General features: G+C 35.5%; 16 protein-coding genes. 4 read left to right on the forward strand and 12 right to left on the reverse strand.

Annotated features, from left to right (window positions below):
• The first annotated feature begins 24 nt into the window (after positions 1-24).
• Entirely contained in the window at positions 25-1,914 is a 1,890-nt protein-coding gene (locus tag ACFIMM_RS04940) for a peptidyl-prolyl cis-trans isomerase (protein ID WP_375682455.1), read from the forward strand.
• Positions 1,915-2,826: 912 nt separating this feature from the next.
• On the opposite strand, the gene ACFIMM_RS04945 is transcribed toward ACFIMM_RS04940, so the two are convergent.
• The 9 genes from ACFIMM_RS04945 to tatA all read right to left on the reverse strand — a co-directional run bounded on the left by ACFIMM_RS04945 (position 2,827) and on the right by tatA (position 11,563).
• Positions 2,827-3,687 (reverse strand): phytoene/squalene synthase family protein, encoded by an 861-nt coding sequence (locus ACFIMM_RS04945; RefSeq protein ID WP_375692647.1) that lies wholly within the window; start codon positions 3,685-3,687, stop codon positions 2,827-2,829.
• Between the two features lie 878 nt (positions 3,688-4,565).
• On the reverse strand, positions 4,566-4,952 hold the full coding sequence (locus ACFIMM_RS04950; RefSeq protein ID WP_375681186.1) for an Mth938-like domain-containing protein: 387 nt from the start codon (positions 4,950-4,952) through the stop codon (positions 4,566-4,568).
• Positions 4,953-5,414: 462 nt separating this feature from the next.
• Positions 5,415-5,867, reverse strand: coding sequence for a preprotein translocase subunit YajC (yajC, locus tag ACFIMM_RS04955; protein WP_375692648.1), 453 nt, complete (start codon positions 5,865-5,867; stop codon positions 5,415-5,417).
• Between the two features lie 685 nt (positions 5,868-6,552).
• Positions 6,553-7,734 carry a peptidoglycan DD-metalloendopeptidase family protein gene (locus ACFIMM_RS04960; protein WP_375611257.1) on the reverse strand — a complete coding sequence of 394 codons (1,182 nt, stop codon included), beginning with the start codon at positions 7,732-7,734 and terminating at the stop codon, positions 6,553-6,555.
• A 155-nt stretch (positions 7,735-7,889) separates the two neighbouring features.
• Positions 7,890-8,549: a protein-L-isoaspartate(D-aspartate) O-methyltransferase gene (locus ACFIMM_RS04965; protein ID WP_273791164.1), complete on the reverse strand. Its 660-nt coding sequence runs from the start codon at positions 8,547-8,549 to the stop codon at positions 7,890-7,892.
• Positions 8,550-8,682: 133 nt separating this feature from the next.
• Entirely contained in the window at positions 8,683-9,960 is a 1,278-nt protein-coding gene (gene serS, locus ACFIMM_RS04970; protein WP_375612912.1) for a serine--tRNA ligase, read from the reverse strand.
• A gap of 61 nt (positions 9,961-10,021) precedes the next feature.
• Positions 10,022-10,804, reverse strand: coding sequence for a twin-arginine translocase subunit TatC (gene tatC / locus ACFIMM_RS04975; RefSeq protein WP_375612913.1), 783 nt, complete (start codon positions 10,802-10,804; stop codon positions 10,022-10,024).
• Complete coding sequence (locus ACFIMM_RS04980) at positions 10,801-11,205, reverse strand: twin-arginine translocase subunit TatB (RefSeq protein ID WP_375638106.1); 405 nt, start codon at positions 11,203-11,205, stop codon at positions 10,801-10,803. Before ACFIMM_RS04980 ends, tatC begins: the two co-directional genes overlap by 4 nt.
• Positions 11,206-11,260: 55 nt before the next feature.
• Entirely contained in the window at positions 11,261-11,563 is a 303-nt protein-coding gene (tatA, locus tag ACFIMM_RS04985) for a twin-arginine translocase TatA/TatE family subunit (RefSeq protein WP_375612915.1), read from the reverse strand.
• Positions 11,564-13,196: 1,633 nt separating this feature from the next.
• On the opposite strand from tatA, the gene ACFIMM_RS04990 reads away from it, so the two are divergent.
• The 3 genes from ACFIMM_RS04990 (at position 13,197) to pgsA (ending at position 17,088) form a co-directional block, all read left to right on the forward strand.
• The gene (locus ACFIMM_RS04990) at positions 13,197-14,060 is read left to right on the forward strand and encodes a 23S rRNA (adenine(2030)-N(6))-methyltransferase RlmJ (RefSeq protein WP_375682456.1); all 864 of its coding nucleotides are present in this window, start codon (positions 13,197-13,199) and stop codon (positions 14,058-14,060) included.
• Positions 14,061-14,454: 394 nt separating this feature from the next.
• Entirely contained in the window at positions 14,455-16,434 is a 1,980-nt protein-coding gene (gene uvrC / locus ACFIMM_RS04995) for an excinuclease ABC subunit UvrC (RefSeq protein ID WP_375674492.1), read from the forward strand.
• A 72-nt stretch (positions 16,435-16,506) separates the two neighbouring features.
• Positions 16,507-17,088: a CDP-diacylglycerol--glycerol-3-phosphate 3-phosphatidyltransferase gene (gene pgsA / locus ACFIMM_RS05000; protein ID WP_273723320.1), complete on the forward strand. Its 582-nt coding sequence runs from the start codon at positions 16,507-16,509 to the stop codon at positions 17,086-17,088.
• 329 nt (positions 17,089-17,417) lie between these two features.
• Here pgsA and ndk read toward each other — a convergent pair whose 3' ends face one another.
• The 3 genes from ndk to bafA (ACFIMM_RS05015) all read right to left on the reverse strand — a co-directional run bounded on the left by ndk (position 17,418) and on the right by bafA (ACFIMM_RS05015) (position 24,093).
• Positions 17,418-17,840: a nucleoside-diphosphate kinase gene (ndk, locus tag ACFIMM_RS05005; RefSeq protein WP_375668193.1), complete on the reverse strand. Its 423-nt coding sequence runs from the start codon at positions 17,838-17,840 to the stop codon at positions 17,418-17,420.
• Between the two features lie 268 nt (positions 17,841-18,108).
• On the reverse strand, positions 18,109-20,697 hold the full coding sequence (gene bafA, locus ACFIMM_RS05010) for a BafA family autotransporter (RefSeq protein ID WP_375682457.1): 2,589 nt from the start codon (positions 20,695-20,697) through the stop codon (positions 18,109-18,111).
• Positions 20,698-21,528: 831 nt separating this feature from the next.
• Positions 21,529-24,093, reverse strand: coding sequence for a BafA family autotransporter (bafA, locus tag ACFIMM_RS05015; RefSeq protein WP_375681764.1), 2,565 nt, complete (start codon positions 24,091-24,093; stop codon positions 21,529-21,531).
• Between the last annotated feature and the right edge of the window lie 251 nt (positions 24,094-24,344).

Here is a 24,344-nt window from a genome sequence, read left to right on the forward strand (position 1 = left end):
TCACATTAAAAATGGACTTGAACAATGCTTAACATCATAAGAAATGCTACAAATTCTTGGATTTTTAGAATTTTCCTTGCTATTTTACTCTTATGCTTCATTCTTTTATGGGGGGTACCGCAGTTACACAAAAAAAGTGAAAGAGATCTTATTACTTCTGGAAAGTCCACAGTAACTGTCGATGATTATCGTCTTGCACTCGCCGATCAAAGCGCACGTTTAGCATATGCTGCTCATCTTGGACGAATGTTTACAACAAATGAAATGCAGCAATACCAAATTCCTGCTTTTGTATTTAATCAATTACAACAAAATGTACTGCTTGATGAACAAGCACGTAAAATGAAAATAAGTCTTTCAAAAGATACAATAGCTCATACGATTGGTTCTGATAAGATGTTCCAGGTAAATGGCACTTTTGATAAAAACTTGTTTTATAACTATCTTCAGCATTTACGTATTAGTGAAAGTGCTTTTCTTAATTATTACACCAAACAAGAAAAGCGTAATCAGCTTATTGCTGCTTTACTTTCTGATATGAAGGCACCAAATCTCTTTTATAAAGCACTTGCTCTTTATCAAGGAGAAATGCGTATTGCTGATTATCTCGTTATTGATCTAAAAGAAAAGAAAACAATTGCTGATCCTGATTACGAAACATTACAAAAATGGTTTGAAACACATCAAAGTCAATTTCGTGCTCCAGAATACCGTACTGTCTCTTTGCTATCTATGGAACTTAATGATTTTGTAAAACCTAAAGATATCTCAACAGATGAGGCGAAAGCCTATTATACACAAAATGCTTCACGTTTTGTAACGCCTGAAAAGCGTACATTCGAAGAACTGCGATTCCCCTCACGCGAAGAAGCCGATAATGCAGCAAAAAAAATAGCTGATGGATTGAGTTTTGATGAACTGGTAAAAGCTGAAAAAAAGACTCTTAATGACATAAAAAAAGGTCCTCTCGCAGAAAACGAACTTCCTAATCATCTGACATCTGAAATTTTTGAACTTCAACAAGGCCAAGTCAGTCCTGTGATAAATGACTTACAGGGACCTGTTCTCATTCGCGTTACGCATATTGAACCTTCAAGCTCTCTTCCTTTTGAAAGTGTAGAAGAAAATATTCGCCAAATACTTGCCAAAAATCGTGCTACTGATGATATCCGTAACAATTATGCTGCCATTGAAAATGCTCGTTTTGAGGGTGCTTCTCTCAAAGAGTTAGCTGACCAATACAAGTTATCTTTGCGCACAATTACTATTGATAAAACGGGAAAAACGCTTGAAGGTGCAATACTCACGGATTTACCTCAAAAAGATATTTTACTGAATGCCATCTATCAATCAAACGAAGGAGTCGATCTTGATCCTCTCTCTTTTCAAAATGGTGGATATCTCTGGTACAAGGTCGATAAAATTATTCCTTCCCGTGATAAGACACTTGAAGAGGCTAAGCTAGATGTTCTTTCTCAATGGAAAAATGAGGAAATCCAACGTCTTCTTGATGAAAAAGCCCAAAATGCTCTCAAACAGCTCACGGAAGGAAAAAGTCTTGTTGCTCTTGCTCATACCCTTGGTGTTACAAAACAAACAACACCAACCCTCCGGCGTCAAGACTCATCTGAAACCCTTGGCGTTGAAGGCATTAAAGCATTATTTTCCGCTCCCAAAGGTCATTATGGCATCATAAAAGGTCCGGTTGCAACAAACCGTATCATTTATCAAATAAAGACTGTAACCATGCCTAAAGATATCACGTCTCATAATCTTTCAACTGAGGTCCGCGCCAATATAGATATGATGATAAGAGAAGATCTCAAGCTAGAAATGCTACAAGTTGCCAATAAAGAACATCCTTTGGAAATTAATAGCACAAATTATAATCAGATCTTTAACGCTCTCCAATAAAAAGATTGTGCATAATTTTAAGAACTTATTGATAAAGTTTTCATCAGCTCTTCGTCTATAGTTGAAGAGGTAAGACGGATTTCTTGTCTGCATATCTTAGGATCAGCGTTTGTATAATGATTCATTTTCTCGCAAAACAGTGCATGTATGGATTTGCGAGAAAATAGTCAATGGAATGTAGAATCGTTTTTGCAATGCATTAAAAAACATTATCCATCCAAAGGTCGTAAAGGTTGCCGCCCATTAAGCTATAAACATCATCCCTATCGTCATTCATTCATAGCTCATTATATTGCTACTCTTAATATTCATTCATAGGGAGCGTATTGCTTCTTCCTTAAATGATTTCATTTACACATCCAACTTATAATAGATAAAAAAACTATTTTTAAAATTCATTATAAAAATGGAGAAATCTTTTTCTATTCAAGACTCTCATTCAATATAAGAAAAAACGTATTATCATTATAAATCAATATATTCATCAATCATAACAGTCATCAATTATGATGTTATAATTTCTCAAAAATAAGAGTTTTTTATAGACTTATAGACTGCTAAGATAACTTCTCTCATAAAATAGAAATTTCATTTCATTTGCAAATGAGATACAATCAATACATTCAGAGTACTTAAAAGTTCTTCTTCAAACAAACCAATGTATTAAGATTTATCTCATGTTTTTCTTTCTCTGCATCTCACCCATCCAATACTCTGAATAAAACATATTACTGATGAAGAAATACAGCGTATTTTCAAGATCATAAAATTTCTTATTCTTTTGCGTTCATAACAACCAAAACATCAACATTTTTTATAACAAAAAAATGGTTTGGAATCACAATAGCTCCTTTTATCTTCATATGAAAAAATCAGTCTACATGTTACGCATTCCAACGTAGTAATATTTTTTTACAATATCTTTGGAAAATTGCCGCTTATTGCTGCCCTTGTTATCAACCAATAGCGATACATCAATGGCAAAGTTGCACTCTCTTGAAAAATTGCTGCCCCCAGCTGTATAGCTTTTTGAAGAGAAGCTGGTACAATGACCAATGGAAGAAAAGCTGGCTTAAGAACTCTAGGTAAAGTACAAGAATACTCGTAAAATTGGGTATAATGATCGCGCGATAATGCTACCATAGCTTCAACAATACAACCCTTTTGTTGATCGCTGAGACGATGAGATTCCAAATCTTCCCTATTCACTCCTACAGCCTTTAATATATCAGTGGGTAAATAATATTGATATCGTGATTGCATGAATGATAAAAGACGCAATACACCGCTTAATCCTTGAGAAATCCCTCCATGTTCATAGATATCTGTAAACTCTTGTGCAGTTTCAGGATCTAATATCTGACAAGAAAGCTGTAAAATTATGCCTGCTGTCTCACCACAATAATGCTCTAGATCATGAAGTGTTTCTATTGGATTGTGATAAAGATCTAAAATTTGCGCATCACAATAACGTAAAAAAGCTGTCTTAGGTAAATTAAAAAGAGTGATTGCTTTTAATAAATCATTCAAAATCGGATTGTTTCCACTCGTTTGCATTTCACCATGAGCAATAGCATCATACCACCAACGTAACCGTATTTCTCCTATGAGTGGGTCATGTACACTTTCGCGGATACGAGAAACTTCAGCATTAAATACATAAAGAGCAGCCAATGCTTGGCGCTTTTTTGTAGGTGCAAATAAAACCGATATATAGCGATCACGATCTATGGTACGTAAAATATCAAGACAATAAGGAAGAGAGCCTATCATTCTATGAACCTATTAACGTCCCTTTTTTAGCAATTAAATTAATACCCTCTTTTTATTCATATTAAAAAATGAAGGATAAGCAAATACAGTTCAGAAAATAAGATTTTTAAATGTGTCTCTTAACTGTATTATGAATTAAAATTTCTTTTCTAATCCCTTTTCGTTTTAGAAAGAAAAAAATTAAATAAATAATTTTTCTGATAAAACTTATCTTATCGGACTTCAAGTTTTCATTTGCAATAAAAAAGCTAAAAACCAATCGTAACATGCATAGTAAAATTTGAACAACAAACAATGCAAGACACTTTTTCAGTGGATAGATGACAATGTTATTTTATAAAAAATGCACTGATCACAAAAACTTCATCAAATCATTGACCTCCTCCCCATCCTAAAAGACAAAGGCTCTTACCAACACCAATTTGTAAAAAATCCAATTGCTCTCGGTACGTTTCTGTTACTATAAACGCATTGATTTATAATGATAATTTTGTGTTTTGTATGTTAAATTAGAATCCCAAATATCGTAGATATACTTTCATTTCAAACCAATTCCATGTTACATCAATAAAAACTATTCCCTTGCACGTCACAAGCGGAACTGGCTTGTAGGTAAAAACTGTATAAGAAAGAATTAAAATGCCTCTTATGAACCGTCTTAAGTGCCAAGAGCTGATCACTCATGTGATTCATTAGGAACTATGAGCAAACTTTGTCCTGAATACTTGCTGCTGTATTTAAAAAACACTTAATGTGTTAAGTTATGTATATTCTATACCCTTATATCACCGCCTTAAACGACAGTATTTTACAGCGCAGAAAATAATCACACAAGTCTTTCATGCTAGACCAGAGCCTTTGTTTTATTAAACAATACTCTATTCTACCGCAAATAATAACGCCGCAACAGCGCGATCTTCAGCCAATAAAACATTAAATGTACGCACCGCCGCTCCCGTACTCATTGTATCTGATGAAATACGTTTTTCCCATAAAAGCACCCGTAACTCTTCAGGTAATCGTAATAATTCAATTCCAGTACCTATTAATAAAACTTCGATTTCAGAAGCTTCTTCTAAAATACGAGATATATCCCTTTGAGTGGGAACAGGCACTGCCATCTCAATGCCATAAATACCTGATGGTACACAAATAATAGAACCTCTATGAGACATATCAGCAAAACGAAACCCACCATTTCCATAAGCATCAATAGGTGCGCGACTTGGAAAATGTGCTTCACGAATTTGAATTGCATCGAACATGAATATGCACCTTTTATTTTTGAATAATCCAATTGTCTTTGCTTCTTCTCATCATAAAAATTAAAATAAGGCTGATATAAACATTGATATGTTAAACATAGCCTAGTATTGAAGTAAAAATTTTTATATAATGCCCTAATCTTCTCATACAACAAATATATGAAAATTTGGGAATAAACCGCGGTAAAATGCTATACCTGCTTAAATAAATCTATCTTTTAAAAAGTTTCCTCAGCTTATTTACTCACAAATTGCTTTTTATAAAAACAATGATCTTGTTTAAAAAACAGAAAAAAATTGCGTAATATTCTATAAATAAAACAACTATTTTAATAATCTAAAGAAAACAAAAACTCCATTTTCTGTAGCCACTATAAAAGCCTCTTTTTCAATGAAATTGTCTTGATCTTGCCAAGCTTTTTATAAAAATGCTTAAAAAATGTAATAAACTGCCATTACACCTTAAGATGCATTTTCCTTTGATATAGCTTTTTTCTCTTCAGAGATACTCATATCTTCTTTCGTTGTCGTTTTAGATTTAGACTTTTGTGGTCTTTTTGCTTTAGCATTAAGTTTTGATTTTATTTCTGCAACCGGCTCACCTTTAACGCGCACATCAGCTAATGTTGAGCGAATAACACGAATATTCATACTCTCACCAATTTCAACCTCTAATTCACCACTCTCGTCGTGAACCTTCGTAACCTTGCCGATAATACCACCACCCGTTATAACTGTATCACCACGACGTACTGCATTAAGCATTTCTTGGCGTTTTTTCATTTGGGCACGCTGTGGACGAATGATAAAAAAATACATAATTGCAAAAATTAAAATGAATGGGACAGCGCTAGCAAATGAAATTCCACCGGAAACATCGCCTGCAACTTGAGCATAAGCGTTCGTAATAAACATTTTTATCTCCTATAGTTAAACCTCAGGTATTTCCCACTCTATTAAAATGAAATTCCGATACAGAAAAAATTCCTAAAGAATTTATCATAAAAAGCAATAACTACATAATCTAATCACAGCTTTACAAAAATACAATAAATCCTTAAGAGGCAGAATACCAAAATACAATGAGAAAAATCTTAAAAAATAGATTCACTTTCCCCTATTGTATATCCTACAATACAAATCTTTTCACTAACTCAATAAATTATACAAGATAATTTTTCTAATGAACAAACTTAATTTATATAGATAATTTATCGTTTTTGATATCAAATGACAGATCTAAATACAATAAAACGCTCTCATTTCAAACCTTCTGAATTAATCAAAACGATTTTCTTGCACGTCACACATATTAAATGAGCCTGTAGATAAAAACTTTTTAAGAAAGGCGTGAAAATATCTTTTTCATGCTTCTCTCAAATGCAAGAGCAATTGGAACACTCAAAGCTGACAAATAGTATGATACTATTGTCTTACACTTTCATAAATACAAAGATGGTAATATCTAACGACCCCAACGAACTACTTTTCTAAAACCAATGATTTTTTGCTGCAATGTTATTAATTTAAGAAAATCAATTGTTTTTCATGAATTTTCTATAAACTGTAAGACTATTCAAATGTAAAAGTCATCAATAAATTAGTTTTCTAAATATTTAAGGGGATCAACAGGTAATGAATTCTTACGCATCTCAAAATAGACACGTGGCGTTTTAACATTTCCTGAAACACCAGATTTAGCAATCTCATCACCGCGTCTTATCCTTTGTCCTTTGTTAACAACAAGCTTACTATTACATCCATAAATAGTGATAATATCATTTTCATGTCGAATCATCACAACATTACCAAGCTCTTTTAGTCCATCTCCCGCATAAATAACCACACCATTTTCTGCCGCCTTTACCGAAGACCCTTCAGGCACTGCAATATCTATTCCTCGATTCATTACTGTTCCCTTTTTTTGACCGAACTGGCTTAATAAACGCCCTCGTACTGGCCAACGCATCTTAGAAATTCCTGTGGCTTGCGGAGTCGTCATATTATCTGTATTCGTAACAGTACTTGACAAACCAGTCTCATGTTTCAATTGCGTCATCTGTTTAGAAAAATTTTTCTCAGAACTTGATTTGTTCATCTTTGCAGAGGGTGGCGTTGTTACAGGAGCTTTATATATAGGAGAGGACTTCTTGTTTTTTATAGAGGACATCACTTGAGATTGGGATGCAGATTCTGTTGTTGACACTGCCCAATCGTTATTATTGTGTGCATTTGAAGCTGCTAATGTACGCCTGCTTGGAACAACAAGGACCTGACCGATATAAATGGAATTGCTGTTTATACCATTTGCTAATTTTAATGCCTCAACACTAACCCCTACTTGTCGTGCAATACTGAGCAGTGTATCTCCGCTCTGGACAATATAAGAATTCCGCCGAAAAATAGGAGATTTATCCATTTGTGAACGAGAAAGTGTTCCAAGATTACGTGGAGGGGAGCCCATAACGCGACCATCAGAAGAAGTTATCCTATCTTGATGTGGAAAATTATAGGGGGAATTATCATCTCCCCACGAATCATCGCTTGATTCCACAGGTGGCAATTCAGTGCTTTGTATCATACCACTACCGTATGATAGCATTCGCGGGTCTGTATACATAGTGCTTGATATATTTGATTGAGATGATACCGTACGATGAGAGAACGTATTGGAAAAACGCTGTGTACCAGAACTACAACCAGCAACAATAGTTACCACCGCTAACAAAGTTATTCTCTGAAAATTATGCTGGAAAATATTATCCAAAGCTTTTAGACACATCGTTTTGCTCACTCATCAATAATCAACTCACTCCATTAAAGCTTTTTTAAATTACCGAAGAGTTAAAATGAGATGTTTTATTCATAAATATCTTTATATAAGATCAAAATGAATTTAACGTAGACAATTCGCAGAAACTTCTTAGCTTTTAAAAATTAAAGTATCTCCGCAATGCCTTTAATAAAAGGTTGGTAACGCACTTGGAACAGTTCTAAACACTCAAATCGACTACCAATTTTTGTATAGCGCGTCACCGTTTGTACCCCTTCGTCAGGTCCTATCGCCTGAATGAGAATTCCATTTTCAGCTAAAAGTTCTAAAAATTCCTTTGGTTCATCAAAACGTGATGGCCAAATAAGAATGCGATCAAATGATCCTAAGCCTGTCACGCTATGACTTCCATCAATCTGCCGTATAACAATATTTTCAATTCCTAAAGTTTGAAATTTTTGGCGTGCTAAATCAACAAGCGTTTTATAACGATCAATCGTTGTCACACGGTCACTCAGACATGCCATAAGAGCAGTACAAAAACCAGATCCTGTACCAATTTCTAAGACACGATGCCTTTTTTTCAACGATAATGCCGAAAGAATTAAGAGTTGTTCTTCCAAACGTTCCATATATTCACCACACTCAAGGGGAATAACTTTATTATCATAAGCACTATTGAACCAAGGAGCAGCAACAAACTGTTGACGCGGAATTTTCTCTAATGCCGAAAAAAATCGCACGTCATCAATGCCTTTGCTACGCATTTTCAGTACAAGAGCGGCTAACTCCTCACGAAATTGTAAAATACCCTTTTGCCCCATAGTATCATTCAATCTCCAATGGAGGTGCACTTTTATCATACTGACAAACTGCTTCTTTTAAAATGGCAAAAACTTGCGTCTGTGTATCATCACCTCTTGGCAATAAACGCATATTGTCTCTCCTTTCGTAAAATTAAGCAGTAATACAGCGCATGCCTCCCATATAAGGTTGTAAAACATCTGGAATAATAATTGATCCATCAGCCTGTTGATAATTTTCAAGTACGGCAATAAGACAACGTCCAACAGCCGTACCAGAACCATTAAGGCTATGAACAAAATGCAATTTTTTATCGCCTTCTTTACGATAGCGCGCATTCATACGGCGACCTTGAAAATCTCCACAAACTGAACAGCTAGAAATTTCACGATAACATTCTTGACCAGGAAGCCAAACCTCGATGTCATAGGTTTTACGCGCTGCAAACCCCATATCACCCGTAGAAAGAACCACTGTGCGAAAAGGCAAACCAAGCCGCTTTAATATATCTTCTGCACATTCCGTCATACGTTCCAATTCAATTAAAGACTGCTCTTCACTGGTAATCGAGACCATTTCAACTTTCCAAAATTGATGCTGACGCAACATACCGCGCGTATCACGACCGGCTGCTCCCGCCTCTGAACGAAAACAGGGAGATAAAGAAGAAAATCGCAGTGGTAAATCTGATATTTCAAGAATTTCATCGTTGACCAAATTGGTTAATGGCACTTCTGCTGTGGAAATAAGCCATCGACCATCTGTTGTACGAAAAAGGTCTTCAGCAAATTTCGGTAATTGTGCTGCTCCGTAAACAATCTCATCACGAACAAGAAGAGGTATTGAGACTTCTGTGTAACCATTCTCATTGACATGCACATCAAGCATAAACTGGCCTAATGCTCGTTCTAGCCGTGCTAATGCCCCTGAAAGTACTGTAAAACGTGTTCCAGACAAACGACTAGCTCGTTCAAAATTCATCTGTTTGAGATCTTGACCAAGATCAAAATGTTCCTTTGGTGTAAAATTAAATGTTGGAGGTGTACCAAAATGTCGAATGACGACATTATCACTTTCATCTTTACCTTCTGGAACATCATCTAATGGAATATTTGGAAGTGCTGAAAGAAGTTTCTCAAGACTCTCCGTCAGCTGTTTTTCTTCCACTGTTGCAGAGGAAAGAAAAGCTTTAATCTCTTCAACTTCAGCCCTAAGACGTTCAGCCATTTGCTGATCCGATACCGCTAAAGCCTGTCCTATTTCCTTTGAAACAGCATTGCGACGTTCCTGCGCCAATTGCACCTTAGCAATATACGACCGACGTGCAAGATCAAGTTGTATTAACCTTTCAGCTTGTGGCTCAAGACCTCTACTTACGAGTGCTTTATCTAATTTCTCAGGATTGTCACGAATCCACTTAATATCAAGCATAAAAATTCCTCATTTATATTGTTTTTATTCATTCCTTATCGCATAAGATTATACACTTTTCTTAAGCGGATTTTCTTCTCTTTTCTATACTGTAAGCAATTAAAATTGAAATCTCGTAAAGTGCTATCGTTGGTAAAGCCACTGCAAACATCGTAAAAAAATCCGACGGCGTTATGATTGCCGCTATGATAAAAGAGAGCAAAATAGCCCATTTTCGTTTAGACGCCAAATCATGAGATGTTACAAATCCAATTTTTGTTAAAAGACTGATGACAAGAGGTAATTGAAAAATCAAACCAAAAATTAGGATAAACGATGTCATAAAGCCCAAATAATCAGAAATACGCACTATAAACTCTATTTTTAAATGAACATCTGGAAGAAATTGTTGAGAAAGGCTAAACCATAGTATTATTGGCGCTAATAGACCATAAACAAACGCTCCCCCAATACAAAATAAAATAGGCCCCCCAATGAGAAATGGTAAAAAAGCCATACGCTCATTTTTATAAAGCCCTGGTGCAATAAAACTATAAAACTGAAAAGCCGTATAGGGAAAAGATAAAATAATTCCCCCAAAAACAGAAAGCTTCATCTTCGTTAAAAAAGTTTCCCATACTTGCGTTGATTGTAAACGAATCCCCTCAGGATTACCCTCTGCTATTTTCATTGCCCACTGATATGGCCATAGTAAAAAATTTAAAATATAATCTTTAACAAGAAAACACATCATAAAAGCGATCATAAATGCAACCAAGGCAGAAATAATTCGCTGACGAAGTTCAATTAAATGTTCTAAAAGTGGAGCCATATTAGCATCAACTTCATCTTTCTTAACATTCATGACATATCTTCTTTATCTTTAGAAGCAATAGATACTGTCGTATCTTTATTGGTTACGTTTTGATCACATTCCAAAATTTCTTTATCTTTTTTTGATTTATGATGTGTTTCCTTAACATCCCAATTATCGTGGATATCCTCTAATATATTTTGAGTGGGATCAAAAGTTTCTGCCAACTTCTTGCTTGAATCGCTAATATCCGAACATACTTTTTGCAAATTATCGCGCTCGATTTGTTTTATTACATCATCAAACTGATGACGAAGTTCATTTGCTGTTGAATACACATACGCTCTTATCTTTGCTACTGTCTTTAATATTTTAGGTAAATCTTTTGGTCCAACGACAATGATGAGAACAAGTAAGATTACGATAAACTCTGGTCCGTCAATCCCAAACATCTCTTAATTCGACTTTCTCATCAAAAAATATTGCACAATGATGATTGCGTTTTTGTTACTGTTTTTTAGCAACAGATGTTTTGCTTTTTTTAGAAGCAGAAGAAACCTTTCTGCGCGCTGTTGCATGTTTTACCGATAACGGCTGAGATTGTTGAGATTCTACATCAATCATTTGGGAAGTAGGAGCCATTTCAACTTTATCCTCAATGCTATCATCTTCTTCTTTCATATTTTTTTTGAAGGCTTTAATTCCTTTAGCAACATCGCCCATTAATTCAGAAATTTTACCGCGACCGAAAAGCACAAAGATAATCAATAAAATTATAATTAAATGCGTTGGTGAAAAAATATTACCCATTATTCTCTCTAACTTTATGCTTTTAAATTTGATTTCATTTATTCATGCTTCCTCTGAAGGAGGTATCAAATATAATATCTTACTTATATATTTTCTTCTTAACTTAAAAGCAATTACACGCTTTTATTGCAAAAAGAACTTTTTATCCTCTCATCCTTTTTTAGCGTATTATAACACAAACCATTCAAAAATGATAAACCACTTCATACAAAGTTCAAAACACTTAAAAACTTTTCTAAAATAACTTCATCTGATCTCTTAGGTTACTCATCTTCCTGTAAATACTATAGCCAATGTCTTTCCTTTTAAACAATGTTGTACGTATCATTACAAACATTTCCGCCAAATTATCCTTTACTGATAAAAATCATAACATGCTGTAAAACATTTTACGTATTCAATTAAAAAAATCAGAAAGAAAAATCTCTAAAAAACTTTCTTAACACATCATCAGTCTCTTCAAAAACGATCATCTTACGCACAACATTTACTCTTTGCGTTGGGGTGGGAATTTTATCATCCATTATTCCATATACAATACGAAATATGAGCCATCATCGTATTCAATTAAATATCTGTCGTGTAAATAAAACTATTAGCGGAAAGAGTAAAAATGCACTTTATGAACCAACTCAAGTGCCAAGAGGTATGGCAATACTGCTAAAAAATAAAAAAGGTACCAGCTTGTGCCTTTATTCAGTAAAATACCTCCATATAACCAGCTCTCTAAGCCACTGTATGCTCTAACTATTACAAGTCTCCGGATTCTGGGCATGCGTTCTCATAATATCATGTGTTTAACCTATCTCAGTATTGAAAACAGAATGGGCATGAATAGAAAATTACATTCAATCAAAAGCATGGTATAGAAGCATAATCCATATAAAAAGAATTTCTTATCCTAGCCTTTTTTATAAGATTACCTCATAAAGCCGCTCGATAATACAGTGTTAGAGATAGATAAACCTATTTACTTTAGTTTAAAATTCCTCATTTTGATTGAGATAGCTTGCAGAGCACATATCAATTTTCAAAAGTTTTATTTTAGCATCATACACAATAACCTAGCTATTTAGCGTGTATAATGTAAAGCTTCGGCTCCGCTTAAAACAATGAAATTCATTCACACTTTTACAAAAATCTATCACTATAACACCAGCACTTTATTGCTCTATCCATAATTTTACGCTTGCTAAAAAAACTTATAAATGTAACAATGTTTTTATCAAGCATTTGAAATTCTTTAATCTTTAAACAAAATGAATTTGAAAGATACCCTTCAATTTTTCAACAAACTTCACTAATATTCTCGTTAATTGAGTTTTTTTATAGTTTTCCTGAAAGAGTCCGCGGTCATAAAAAAATTCTCTTACAACATAAATATCTCTATTGAAATGTTTGATCTCTTCTTGTCTATCTTTCATATAAAAAAATTAAAATTTTAACGATTAATCTCATTATATAAAAATAGCTCTGTGAATAAATGCTCTGATGACATTAATATTTTTTCTGTAGTGTATAATGTGGGAGTGAGGGTATTGTTTGATTTCTACAAGAGTATTTTTATGGATATCAATTCTATTATTCTATGCTAATAATCCGGTACAGTTATACATATGATAGAGTTTACTCCATGAATTATCGGCATATTTATCATGCTGGCAATTTTGCTGATGTTTTTAAACACATTATTGTCACTCGCATTGTAGAATATCTCAAACGCAAAGAAAAAGCTTTTCGCGTTATAGATACGCATGCTGGAATCGGTATTTATGACCTTTCTTCTTTAGAAGCACATAAAACAGGAGAGTGTCGCGAAGGTGTCCAACGACTTTTTTCAACTCCTATCCCAGAAGATTTAAGAACACTCCTTTGTCCATGGTGTGATATCATTGATGCCCTCAATAAAGGGGAAAAAGAAATTGTATTTTATCCTGGATCTCCTGTTCTTATTCGTCAATTATTACGGAAACAAGATCGCCTCACCGCAATAGAATTGCACAATGAAGATTATCATATTTTAGCAAAAAACTTTGCAGGAGATTATCAAACAAAAGTTCTGCATTTAGATGGTTGGCTTTCCTTAAATGCTCATGTACCACCAAAAGAAAAACGTGGGTTTATCCTTGTTGACCCTCCCTTTGAAAAAACTGGAGAGTTTTCCCGCCTTATTGATGGATTAACGAAAGCCTATCGTCGCTTTTCTGGAGGAATCTACGCTTTATGGTATCCTGTTAAATATGACAAAGAAATTGAAAGTTTTCTTCACGCGCTTTATCAAACCGGAATTCCTAAGATTCTACAGCTTGAAATGCGTATCCGAAAAAGTTCAAGTCCACCGACAATGAATGGAAGTGGTATGATTATTATTAACCCTCCCTACCTTTTGGAAGAAGAAATGAAAAAACTCAGCCCCTTTCTTATCAACCGTCTGGGACAAGATGAAAATGCCAAAATAACGCATAAGTGGCTTCAAAAAGAACATCTATTATTTTAGATCTTTCTCTAATATTTTTCCTAAATCAAATATCATGTTGTAAAATACAAAGGCATTAAATGATAAAGTTCTTTGATTCTTTGGATAATACCAACATATTATAATGGTAAGCTAATAACGATCAGCGTGAATTATTTTTTTTAGAAAGCCTATCCTCTTAATCATCATGGATTTCTTATTTCAATCCATTTTAATGGATAAATTGGGCAAATTCATAAAGCTGTCTTAGAATAACAACTCTCATATTTTTTATGAAAGATCGGCTCTCTAAAATCATACTCTTATGTTATAAGATATTATTTATAGAAAAAAATTATAAAGACATAAATAATCATTATTTAATAAAAAAGAATATTTCATATATTAAACAAACAACATATTCGTAACAAACGGAATGGTCCTGAAAAATAATACAAATTGTCCGCAAAATGAACGGGAAAAACTTTCTTTTCTCTCTAATGTTACATGGCATAATGCCAATCAAAGCAATGAGAAAAATCAGTTCCAAGGTATCAAATTCATACAAGAGTTTGTTAGACACCTTCCGCATAAGCCAGGGGTTTACCGGATGATTGATGAAAATGGTGATATTCTTTATGTTGGCAAAGCCCGTAATCTCAAAAAACGTGTTTCAAACTATACACGTGAACAAGGACACAATAATCGTATTACCCGCATGATTCGTGCAACATATCATATGGAATTTATCGTCACCCATACAGAAACAGAAGCACTCCTTTTAGAAGCCAATCTCATCAAAAGATTGCATCCACATTTTAATGTACTCCTGCGTGATGATAAAAGTTTCCCTTATATTATGATTACAGATGATCATCGAGTGCCTGCACTTTACAAACATCGTGGTGCTCGAACACGAAAAGCTCACTATTTTGGTCCTTTTGCTTCTGCTGGTGCAGTGACACAAACAGTTCATGTTTTACAACGCGCCTTTTTATTACGAACCTGTACTGATTCAGTTTTTGAAAACCGTACACGCCCCTGTTTGCTTTATCAAATTAAGCGATGTTCTGCACCTTGTACTCATGAAATTAGTGACAGTGATTATAAAGAACTGGTGAAAGGAGCAAAAGCGTTCCTTTCGGGAAAAGATCAATCTATTAAAAGCGATATGGTTCAAGCTATGCATAAAGCCGCAGAAAATCTTGATTTTGAACAAGCAGCTTCCTATCGTGACCGCTTATCAGCCCTTTCTCACATACAAAGCCATCAAGGTATTAATCCTCAAACGATAAAAGAAGCGGATGTATTTGCAATTGCGCAAAAAGAAGGAATGACCTGTATTCAAGTGTTCTTTTTTCGCATGGGGCAAAATTGGGGAAACCGTGCCTATTTTCCTAAAGCAGATCCCTCTTTTTCCCGTACTGAAATTTTAGCGAGTTTTCTTGCCCAATTTTACGATGATAAACCACTTCCCAAAAGCATCCTTTTATCTGAAGAAATTGAAGAAAAGGCACTTCTTACAGAAGCATTTAGTCTCAAAGCAAACCACAAAGTATCCCTCTCTTTACCCAAACAAGGTGAACGGAAAACTCTTGTTAATCGTGCCTATCTCAATGCTCATGAAGCACTTGAACATAAGCTTTCTGAAACAGCCACCCATACAAAATTGCTTCAAGGTCTTGCTAAAACATTCCAACTACCTGTTCCTCCACGCCGGATAGAAGTCTATGACAATTCTCATATCATGGGAACAAATGCTGTAGGAGCTATGATTGTTGCTGGTCAAATGGGATTTATTAAAAATCAATATCGAAAATTCAACATTCGCTCAACAGATATCACGCCTGGCGATGATTTTGGCATGATGAAAGAAGTGATTAAACGAAGATTTTCACGCCTTATCAAAGAGTATGATCTGCCAAATAGAAGTCATGACATAAAAGATGATGATCTTTTTCCCATTTGGCCTGACCTTATCTTAATCGATGGTGGTGAAGGACAAATCAACAGCGTACATGCAATACTTGCTGAATTACAATTAAATGATCTCTTCACAGTTGTTGGAATCGCCAAAGGTGTTGACCGTCATGCGGGACGTGAACGATTTTTTATAAAAGGTATTCCCCCCTTTACACTTCCTCCACGTGATCCTATCCTCTATTTTTTGCAACGTCTGCGTGATGAAGCACACCGTTTTGCGATTGGAACTCATAGGATAAAACGAAAAAAAGCAACATTCAAAAACCCACTTGATGAAATCGAAAATATCGGTCCGACAAGAAAGCGTGCATTGCTTCATCATTTTGGAAGTGCCAAAGCTGTTGCTAGTGCCTCATTTGAAGATTTAAAAAAAGTTACGGGAATCTCTATGACAATTGCACAAAAAATTTATAACCATTTTCATGAAAAATAGGCTTGTTTCATTACCTTCGCCTTGTTACGTTTAGGAAATATATTCTCTTTCACAAGAATTAAAAATGGCTCCATGAAAAATCATACTTTTTCTTTTCCAAATATTTTAACTTATGCACGAATTGTTGCAGTCCCAATGGTTGTTGCATGCTTTTTTTTAGAAGGGCGACTACAATCAAGTGATATCACTCGCTGGATTGCTGTTTCTATTTTTATCGTTGCATCCATTACTGACTTTCTTGACGGTTACCTTGCTCGTATTTGGGAACAAACATCCAATATTGGTCGCATGTTAGATCCAATTGCCGATAAACTTCTCGTCTCTGCTTGTTTGCTCTTGCTTGCCGCAGACAGTACCATCGCTGGGTGGACACTATGGGCAGCTATTATCATTCTTTGCAGAGAAATTCTTGTATCAGGATTACGTGAATATTTGGCTGAGTTAAAAGTTAGTGTTCCTGTCTCTCGTCTTGCAAAATGGAAAACTTTTGTACAGATGATCGCTATTGTATTTCTTTTAGCTGGACCAGCCGGTAATAAAATTTTCCCTTACACAGTAGAGTTTGGCATTACTATGTTGTGGATTTCTGCCCTCCTTACATTGTGGACAGGGTGGGATTATTTTCGTGCAGGTTTAAAACACGTTATCCTATGAAGAGTATGGAGATTTATAATGATAATTTATCTTTTTGTACTTAAATAAGAGATAAGAATAGCATAAGATTGATTTATTTTTATTAATGATAAATCAATCAAACACTGTTTTGCACATTACAAATAAGGGGGACGTGTAGATAAAAGCTATTCAAAAAAGAGTAAATAGGCTTTATATTTTCGTAAAAGCAGCTGTAATATTAAAAGCTAAAAAAACGATTAATGCTCTATATGCTTTCAAAAAAATCTATAATCTTATAAGCAAAAAACCGAAACATAGTGTTTCGGATTTTTGCTTCTTATATACGCTTTATTATTATAAACGCTTTATTAACCAACAATTTCTACCTCAGGAAACCAAAAGGCGATTTCTGTTTTTGCCGTTTCAGCACTATCGGATCCATGGACAGAATTTTCGCCAATCGATAAAGCATGAACCTTACGAATTGTCCCTTCTTCTGCATTACTAGGATTCGTAGCCCCCATTACTTCACGGTTTTTAGCTATTGCATTTTCACCTTCCAAAACTTGTACAACGGTTGGACCAGAAGACATGAATTCAACCAATTCACTAAAAAAAGGACGTTCTTTATGAACAGCATAAAATTTTTCAGCCTCACGTTTGCTCATCCAGACACGTTTAGACGCAATAACACGTAGCTCCGCATCCTCAAGCATTTTAGTAATTGCGCCAGTCAAATTACGACGGGTTGCGTCTGGTTTAATCATCGAAAAAGTACGCTCTAAAGCCATTTAACCACCTTTATTTCATTTATAATATTTTCTAGCCATTTCTATAGCGAGCAAGGAGCCCTTTGCCAAGTGACTCTGCAAAAATCTACACAAATTCTCAAAAACATAGAATAAATTATAAAGAAAACTTTAATAAAAATACCTGCAATTGCTCATCCCATCATAAAGATACGCTACAGAATCTCAATAAATATTGAATCTTCTTTCATAATCTTAAATGCTTCCTATCAAAATTATCATTGAAATCAATCAAAAAATAACCATGTCGTTAGAAACTATAGCGTACACCTAAAATACCCTGAAAGGACTGTTTTGTTTTACGCCCTTTAATATAATGGGCCTCACCATATAACTTTAACTTCTCACTCACTAAACTGCTTAAACCTATTCCTAATTTACCTGCATTCCCTGATAAGTCCGTGGTAAATGAATGCCGTTGATTAATTAACGTTTGATTGTCATCTTTATTCTCACGCAACCATGCTGCTGTAATATACGCAAGCGATGAGGAATCCATGTGAAAACCAAATTCATATCCTAAAGATAAGCCAACCTCACTGCGTAATGAAGTGAATGGACGCATGTCACCTGTCATATCATTCGATAACTTGATTTCTTTACCCTCAACTTGTAACCATGTAAATTGTCCATAAGGCTGTAACCAACTGTTCTTTGACGTCTTAAGTCGATAACCAGCTTCAAAGGAAGTTCCCAATGCCCTTTGAGTATATGTTCCTTCAATCTCTAAACCATTCGTTGAAACGGCTTTTAGAGTATTTTGATAATGATTGTATTTTAAAATACCATCGAGATACCATCCACTATGATCAAAATAAGTGACATAAGCGCCAATACCATAAGTATTGATTCCACTGTTACCCCCCCGTGCATGCGCAACACGAGCACGATCATAACTGCCAAAACCACCTATATAAAACTCTCCATTTTCCCACTCGCTTAAACCATTGATCCCCAAAACGATACCGGTCTGATCCAGTTTAAAATCTATATGCTCTGTAGCAACACTCTCTTTAGATTTAATCGCATAGGTCCATAAAGCCGTATTCTTTTTACTTTTATCTAGAATTCCTCTTCCCGCACGTACGGTTTGCATTTCATTTTGAAAAACCATCGCTGGCGCCACAGACATAGACAATACCGCATCTGTAGAGGGAGTGGTCAAAAAGTGAGAAACTGAAAGTTTCTCACTCAATTGTAGAAAAGGGTGTTCTTTATGAACTGGACGTAAAATCATTTGATCGGCTAAAGATTGAGAAGAGGTTGAAACAGCAGTTTGTTGTTTTTCATCAGAAAAAGGATGAAGACCTGATAGAGGAAACGCTACAAGAGTCTGATTTTCTTGAGAGGGAGATACAGAAACACTAGAGACATTCTGTGCCCCTCTTAAATGACGTGGAGGTCGTGGTTTAGATGGCTGTTTTTTAGTAAGTGGACGAGGACCGGTATTTTTTCCTTCAGAAGAAGCCCCTTGATCAGACTGTATACCCGTATCAGCAGACAATGCAAGAGGAATCTTCGCTTTCTTATTCACACACTCTACTTCAGAATTAGAACCTTCCGTATCTCCAGAAGCTCTACTTAAATACCAAATTGTAGCACTACCACTAGAATCAGCACATCTTCCTCTCTTCACTAAGCGATACTGATAGGTTCCACCATCAACAGCTGTAATGTCCTTGCCCAAAAGATCTGCCAGAGTAAAATTAGCTCCGCCATTGTGGCTTCTATCGGTAATTAACGGAAGCTCAGTAACCAAACTATTCCTTTGTGAGAGAGGACCTGTAATTTCACGTCCAGAATCTGCAATATTTATTTTGTGATTCCCTGAGCCCTCACCAATCAACAAATAATCACTCGCATCCCACGTAGCGCTAATATTGAATCGAAAATGTAAATCCCCTGAAAGTCTCTCAACATAAAGTGAAATATGACGTGGATCATACGGAATAGAAGAAAAAATAACAGTCCCACCCTGCCCCCCTAAATCTTTAATTTTAATCTGTGGTTTTTCTCCTATCTTCCGTTCACCAACCTCAAATATTATCTCATCCACGCTCTCTTCTATAGGAATTTTTTTCTTAGTTATATGATTTGTCCTATCGCCAGCGAATAAATAAAGTTCTCCGCCACCATTGATCCTTACTTCTCCAACGACTTCTTGTACACCAACATGGAACCACGATTTAGCAAAATCGGTAATTGTTAAAGTATCTACAAATCCCATAGGATATACAACTTGAATAGCTTGATCCTTCAAAGTAGTTTTCACAGACTCCCCTAGTGCTAAGACATGCTGTCTCCCATTCCCAGAAACTTCTGTAAACATTGCTCTCCCCCCTTCCTTTCTTTGCCCCGCATAAATATTTTGTTCTCCATCATTTCCCACTTTCGCATACCAAGCACCTCCCCCATCATACACATTCTGCTGCCCAATTGCTCCATCTACACCAGTAACTGTGGAATTATATGCACTACTCCGTCTCAACACGCGTGTAAGATCAATATTGGGCTCTTCATGAATAAACTGCTTACCACCTCTAACTTCAGCATTAATTGCAGTTCCTCCGCGTACAACTATCTGCATCCCACCTTTTTTAATATTAGATCCTACGGAGGATTTTCCATTATCAACAAGCTCTACATCACCATCTTTGAGAATAGTATTATTGCGAAAAAAATTAGACATCAGTGCTATTTTTTTTTCTTCCTCTTCTCTATTTACCACATGTGTTGCTCTTGTTAGCACTCTATTCCTACTCTCAACTACACTTGCAGATTGCAAAAGACAACTACTGATCATCAATACTGAAAAACTTAATTTGTATTTATACCGCATTATCCACACTCCACTCTCAATTATTTAGAAAAATACCCCGCGACTACATAGATAGCTCATTTTAGATTGTATCATAATGTGTTTTATTTATGTCTAAATACAATTTTTTAGTGTATTTTTTTAATTTAAACAACTTAAAGTTGTTTATCTATAAACCACTAAAAAACTCTAACTTAAGGCAGAAAAATTGAATAAAATTCAAAATGTTCACTTAAGTTAAAGGAATAATTTGCATATCTGGAATTATAGATGAAAAAAATGCTCGTGCCCTTTAATGGGGCCCCCTCTTCACGTAAAACAAAACGCCATTGGGTTGTACATTCACTCACTTGTTTTAAAGAGACATCTCTCAATGCACTCAAGCCCATTTCGCCACGTCATCCATGAATGATATACCGGTAAAGCCATTGACCCCCCAATCTTTACGCTTATGAAGAAGCGGGCCGATATCATCATACACTTTGCCATCCCAATGTTGTGACAGCCCTTGACACTAGAGACGATTCATCAGAGACATTTTTACTTCTTTTTTGTATAGTTTTTATACACACCTTCATCCCGCTTGCGATGTGCCAAGCGAATAATTTTGATTGATTCAACATAAACAGATTTGGAATGAGAGAATCCTATGATTTTCGCGACTCTCATTCAACATGCATAGAAATGAATTATTATTATAAATTCAGTATGTTGCCTTTAAAAGAGAGAGTATAAAGACATTTCTACTATTTGAGAAAGTCCTTACACTCTCGAGAAGACATAGCCGAACGTTATCTGTTTAAGTTTGCAAAACAATTACATTTGTAAAGTTAATCAGCCATGCACACATATTTAGAAACTATAGCGTAATCCTAAAATACCTTGAAGAGCATTCTTAATCTTATGTCCTTTTAGATAATGTGCTTCCGCATAAAGTGTTAGTTTATCATTGACCGAACCGTTTAAACCAATTCCCAATTTACCCGCACTGCCTGATAAATCTGTAATAAATTTATACTGGTTATTAATTGTCGTATAATTATTATTTATATTCTCACGCAACCAAGCTGCCATAATGTAAGCTGTTAATGAAGTTTCTGAACTCACAAAAAATTCATGTCCTGCAGTCAATCCAACTTCACTGCGGAATGAAGTTAATGGGCTTAGATCACCTATCATTCCATTGGAAAGTTTTATTCTTTTACCTTCAACCTGCAAACCTGTTAGCTTGATATAAGGCTGCATCCAAGTATTCTGTGCCGGTTCAAAATAACAACCAATCTCAAATGATCCACCTATCGCCCACTGATTGTAATGACTTTGAATGGCTAAACCATTCGTTGATATGGCTTTCAAATTATCTCGGTAATAATTATATTTCAAAACACCATCCATATACCATCCACGATGATCAAAATAAGTTGCGTAAGTTCCAATACTATAAGAGCTCAAATCGCTGTCACCACCTCGTGCATGAGAAATACGTGCTTGATCATAACTCCCGAAACCACCAACATACAACTCTCCATGCCTTAATTCACTCAACTGATCAGCACCAAAGACTAAACCTGTCTGCCCAAGCTTAAAGTGTGTATGGCCTGTCGCAACACGTTCTCTGCTCTTAATCCCATAAGTCCATAGTTCGATATCCTTCTTATTTCTGTCCCAAATTTTTCTACCATTCCGTATAATTTGCAACTCATTATTAAAAATAAGCCCAGGAACTACGGACAACGTTAACACTGCATCTGTAGAGGGGGTTGTTGATGTTTCTCCAGGAAAAAAAGGATTTGTCGGATCTGGTATAGAAGGTTCTGGTCCACTGAGGCGGTCTGCCGATAAAAACCAAACTTTTCCATTTTCATCCTTTCTTTCTTTCAAATCATACATATAAGTTCCACCATCAATGGCGTTAATTTTTTCACCCTTAAGATCTGTCAGCGTAAAATGCGCTCCACCACTTTGATCCGTAATTAAATCACGCTTATTTGAAAAAGGATCCGTGATTTCAACTCCAGAATCAGCAACACTTATTGTATGTTTCCCAGCGCCTTTCTCAACCAAGAGATAATCACCACGGTTATGGGCAATCGTAGTATTGAACGCGAAATGTAAATTTCCTGAAAGATTATTCACATGAAGCTGAGAATAATATGGATCAGAACCTGTAAACGAAAAAATAACACTCCCTTCACCACTTAATTTTTGTATCAAAGAACTTTTTTCATCAAACTCATCAGTAATAGAGTATAGTTTTGTATCTTTTCCATTTAAAATAATATCTTCTACTGTGGTGCGTTGTTGATCATTCCCAGCATAAAGATGGATCTGCCCAGAATGGTTTACCTGTGTCTTGCCTTCTAATGTTGCTCCAGCATGCACCCATGATTTTGTTTGATCATTCATTGTTAGATTTTTTACAGATCCATCAGTATATATTTCCTGAATAGCACTCTCATTTAAAGTGACTCCAATAGCCTGACCGCCTTTTAAGATACGTTGTTTACCACCACCAAAAACTTCTGTGTCAAATGCAAAACCACCATTTTTTGCACTTTGAGACTTTTGTCCAACCTCTTGGACACCCCCTTGCATAACTTTTGTATTCCAAACTTTTCCGCCATCATATACTTTTTGTTGGCCTAGTGTTTCATCTTGACCATAAATGATAGTATGAGAAGCACTACTGCCTTTAATCTCTCCTCCAATATCCCCCTCGCCGAAAACAAGCTGCTCACCGCCATAAATTTTAGTCCCCTCTACTTTCCCTCCATTTCCAACACTTTGGTGCCCGCCTTCTTTAACAACAGCATTTTTCGAAAAACCTTGTTTTCCCTTTAAAGCCTGAACATTTTCAATTCCACCATGTTCAATTTTACTATTCTCACTGAGTCCTCCTGCATACACATAAAGCTCTGCACCATTCCTTACAGTGTTATTAATGGATCGCCCTGGACTATCAATCTCACCATCATTTGAAATGTATGCTTTACCTTCATTATCAAGGATATAATTTTCTAACATTGCCCCATCTTTAATGGAAATAAGTTCAGGCTTTTTAAGGAATGCAGTATTTTGTTCTTGTGCATTATATCCAGCATTGTCACGATGACTGCTGTCAAGCTCCTGTTGACTCGCAAACACTCTAGCACCCTTATCCATGATAAAATCGCTAGGCTTTTTCAAAAAGTCTAATTCATTGCGCGTTCTTACCATGACATCATTAGAGGCTCCAAGTATGCATCTGCCTGTTTTCATATCCTCATTGTATTGATCTTGAAATACTTTATCATTTTCATAACTTGAAGATTGACAAAAAAGTGCTGTTCCCCCCTCATTTGCAGCAGCAGCTTGCACAAAACAGCTGCTCAACATGAGTATCCAACAATGTCGTTTCCATTTATATTGTAGAGCCATATCCTCCCCCCTTCACGCCTGCATAGACACTAAACGTAATTAGCTCTACAAAATATATTTTCAACCTTAGATTGCAACAATCCTTCTTAAAAATCCTCCTTATCTCATAAAAAACCGCTCTTTATAGTTTTTAAATACTTTTTTGATCAAGAATATAAGAGCGCTCTTATAGTGCTTCTTTAGCATTTTCTCGGAGTTTTCTTATCAAAGATAAAAAGTAATGCATAATCAAGTATATAAGGGTATACAGT

This window comes from Bartonella sp. AP258QHHD (genome assembly GCF_042196145.1).
In the GTDB taxonomy this organism is placed as follows: Bacteria; Pseudomonadota; Alphaproteobacteria; order Rhizobiales; family Rhizobiaceae; genus Bartonella.

Bases quoted from the DNA above. Each gene is read 5' to 3' on its own strand.
- ACFIMM_RS04940 (WP_375682455.1), top strand. From the start codon at position 25: ATGCTTAACATCATAAGAAATGCTACAAATTCTTGGATTTTTAGAATT.
- ACFIMM_RS04945 (WP_375692647.1), bottom strand. From the start codon at position 3,687: ATGATAGGCTCTCTTCCTTATTGTCTTGATATTTTACGTACCATAGAT.
- ACFIMM_RS04950 (WP_375681186.1), bottom strand. From the start codon at position 4,952: ATGTTCGATGCAATTCAAATTCGTGAAGCACATTTTCCAAGTCGCGCA.
- yajC (WP_375692648.1), bottom strand. From the start codon at position 5,867: ATGTTTATTACGAACGCTTATGCTCAAGTTGCAGGCGATGTTTCCGGT.
- ACFIMM_RS04960 (WP_375611257.1), bottom strand. From the start codon at position 7,734: ATGTGTCTAAAAGCTTTGGATAATATTTTCCAGCATAATTTTCAGAGA.
- ACFIMM_RS04965 (WP_273791164.1), bottom strand. From the start codon at position 8,549: ATGGGGCAAAAGGGTATTTTACAATTTCGTGAGGAGTTAGCCGCTCTT.
- serS (WP_375612912.1), bottom strand. From the start codon at position 9,960: ATGCTTGATATTAAGTGGATTCGTGACAATCCTGAGAAATTAGATAAA.
- tatC (WP_375612913.1), bottom strand. From the start codon at position 10,804: ATGAATGTTAAGAAAGATGAAGTTGATGCTAATATGGCTCCACTTTTA.
- ACFIMM_RS04980 (WP_375638106.1), bottom strand. From the start codon at position 11,205: ATGTTTGGGATTGACGGACCAGAGTTTATCGTAATCTTACTTGTTCTC.
- tatA (WP_375612915.1), bottom strand. From the start codon at position 11,563: ATGGGTAATATTTTTTCACCAACGCATTTAATTATAATTTTATTGATT.
- ACFIMM_RS04990 (WP_375682456.1), top strand. From the start codon at position 13,197: ATGAATTATCGGCATATTTATCATGCTGGCAATTTTGCTGATGTTTTT.
- uvrC (WP_375674492.1), top strand. From the start codon at position 14,455: ATGGTCCTGAAAAATAATACAAATTGTCCGCAAAATGAACGGGAAAAA.
- pgsA (WP_273723320.1), top strand. From the start codon at position 16,507: ATGAAAAATCATACTTTTTCTTTTCCAAATATTTTAACTTATGCACGA.
- ndk (WP_375668193.1), bottom strand. From the start codon at position 17,840: ATGGCTTTAGAGCGTACTTTTTCGATGATTAAACCAGACGCAACCCGT.
- bafA (WP_375682457.1), bottom strand. From the start codon at position 20,697: ATGCGGTATAAATACAAATTAAGTTTTTCAGTATTGATGATCAGTAGT.
- bafA (WP_375681764.1), bottom strand. From the start codon at position 24,093: ATGGCTCTACAATATAAATGGAAACGACATTGTTGGATACTCATGTTG.